This is a genomic window from Candidatus Atribacteria bacterium (assembly GCA_011056645.1).
In the GTDB taxonomy this organism is placed as follows: domain Bacteria; phylum Atribacterota; class Phoenicimicrobiia; order Phoenicimicrobiales; family Phoenicimicrobiaceae; genus Sediminicultor; species Sediminicultor quartus.
The window spans coordinates 1-2,377 of sequence record DSEL01000086.1 but is presented as its reverse complement, the minus strand read 5'-3'; the positions used below and the strand labels follow the sequence as shown (position 1 = coordinate 2,377).

Here is a 2,377-nt window from a genome sequence, read left to right as displayed (position 1 = left end):
GCTAAAAGAATATAATCTACCTTCTTACTAAATAATCCTACCGATATAATGTGCATAGCAAAAGAAAAAGCACATAATAAAACTAAAAAATCCCCTAAATTAAAGTAAAAATTACTGTTATAATTTAGAAACCATAAACCGATAAAGGCAAAAGTTACTCCTATAATTGAATTTCGACTGACTTTCTCCTTAATAAAAAAATGGGAAATAACCGGTACTAAAACTACAGACAAACCTGTAATAAAACCAGCTTTGGTAGCTGTGGTGTATTTTATTCCCACTGTCTGAAGGGTATAACCCAAAAAGAGGAAAATCCCAATAAGAGAGCCTTTCTTCAAAATCATTAAGTTGATTCCTCTTATCCTCTTCCAGAATATTAATATTAGAATCAGAGCCGCCAATAAGAATCGATAAGTAAGATAAGTATAAGGAGGGATTAAATCAATAACTCCCTTAATCAAAGCAAAGGTTGAGCCCCAAATAATTACTATAATTAATAAATAAATTTCTGCTTGGATACCTTTCATATTATCTCTTTTCTGTCCTTTAAAAATCATAAAGGTATAATATTTGTAACCTTATATATCTTTCTGGAACCAACCATTTTCTAATCCCTCTTCCTTAAAAACTTGAAGTGCATCCTTATATTCTTTCCTGTTTAGCTTTCTGGATAGGGGAGGAAATTGGTCAGCATGGTAAGCCGGAAAATATTGGGCCATTAAACTTACATAAGTATGAGGAGAAATTTCCCGGGCTATAAAATGCATAATCTTTCTGGTTCCGCTTAAGCCTTCAGGGAGTACTAAATGTCGAACAATTAATCCTGAACGAGCAATTCCAGCCTCATCTAATACTAGGTCTCCCACCTGCCTGACCATTTCTTTCAACGCCTTTTTCATTATTTCAAAATAACCAGGGGCAGATGAGTATTTCAAGGCTATCTGGTTATCGGCATATCGGGCATCGGGGAGAAATATATCCACAATATTATCAAGTAATTTTAGAGTTTCTTCCGATTCATAACCACTGGTATTATAAACTATGGGAATGGATAAACCCATTTTAATGGCCAATTTAAGGCTCTTTAATATCTGAGGTACAAAATGGGTAGGAGTAACTAAGTTAACATTATGACATTTTCTCTCTTGTAAAGCAAGCATAATTTTAGCTAATTCTATCAAGCTAACTTTATTGCCATTTCCTAATTGGCTTATGGGATAATTCTGACAATAAACGCACTTTAAATTACAATAGGTAAAAAATATAGTACCCGAAGCGAAGTCACCCACTAGAGGTGGTTCTTCCCCAAAGTGAGCATTGTAACTGGAGATTAGCACCTCTTCCCCTGAACGACAGAATCCTCGTTCACCTTTTAGTCGATTTACCCCGCATTGATGAGGACATACTGTGCAATAAGAGAGTAATTTATAAGCTTTCTCAATTCGTTTATCTAATTCTTCTTCTTTAATATTTAAATAACTCGGGTACTTTAATTTTTTTAACAACTTTTTAATTTTTTCACCTAAAGATAATTTATTATCTTTTCTAAGCAATCTAATTCCAGGTAATTTACTGATAGCGGCTCTTCTTCCTCAAATTTCCAGCTTAAATAAGGAATTAGGATGCAATTTAGGCCTAATTTTAAACCTGGATTCAGATCTGAACGAACACTATTACCTACAATCCAAGTCTCCTTCTTGTTTAAATGATGTTTTTTTAAAATATTTTGATATTCTTCTACATTTTTTTGTTTTAAAACATAAATTTCCGAAAAATATTTTTTTAAACCGCTTCGTTGTACTTTTTCTTCTTGAACCTGGGGATCACCCAAAGTTGCCAGAATTAAAAAATATTTTTTACTTAGAATATCTAATACCCGAAAGACTCCATCTACTAATTCAGGAATCTGTCTAAAAACTTGCCATCCCAGTTCTTCAATTTTTTTCTTTAATTCAGTATTAATTTTCTTTCCATTCTTTTGGGAAAAATACTCATAAGTTTTCCCTAAGCTATAAGGATATCTCTCTTTCGCAAAACCATGTTTATATATATTTTTGATATCAATCTCATCGAGTTTGGCTAATGCTTCTTCCTTCTTAAAGCCAGCTTTTTCCATGAGCAGGGAAAATTTTTCTCTCGCCTGGTTATACAACTGGGAAGTTTTAATTAAAGTATCATCTAAATCAAAGATAATGGTTTTAATTTTCATTTGCTCCTTTAAATAAATTTTTTATAATTATAACTATAATGAAACGCTTTAGCAAACCCTAAAAACCAGTAGAAAGAATATCGTATCGAGTATCTCGTGAATCGTATCTCGAAAAGAGAATAGAAGCCAAGAGTCATAATAAATTCGCATTATATATGATATTAATAT

3 protein-coding genes are annotated in these 2,377 nt (G+C 32.3%); all 3 read right to left on the bottom strand.

Translation table 11 applies throughout. From position 1 onward, the window contains the following. Positions 1 to 527: EamA family transporter (locus tag ENO17_03400; protein ID HER24082.1), on the bottom strand; the 527-nt coding region annotated here is incomplete at its 3' end. 51 nt (positions 528 to 578) lie between these two features. Then, positions 579 to 1,505 carry a radical SAM protein gene (locus ENO17_03395; GenBank protein HER24081.1) on the bottom strand — a complete coding sequence of 309 codons (927 nt, stop codon included), beginning with the start codon at positions 1,503 to 1,505 and terminating at the stop codon, positions 579 to 581. A gap of 17 nt (positions 1,506 to 1,522) precedes the next feature. After that, positions 1,523 to 2,209 carry an HAD family hydrolase gene (locus ENO17_03390; protein ID HER24080.1) on the bottom strand — a complete coding sequence of 229 codons (687 nt, stop codon included), beginning with the start codon at positions 2,207 to 2,209 and terminating at the stop codon, positions 1,523 to 1,525. Positions 2,210 to 2,377: the final 168 nt, after the last annotated feature.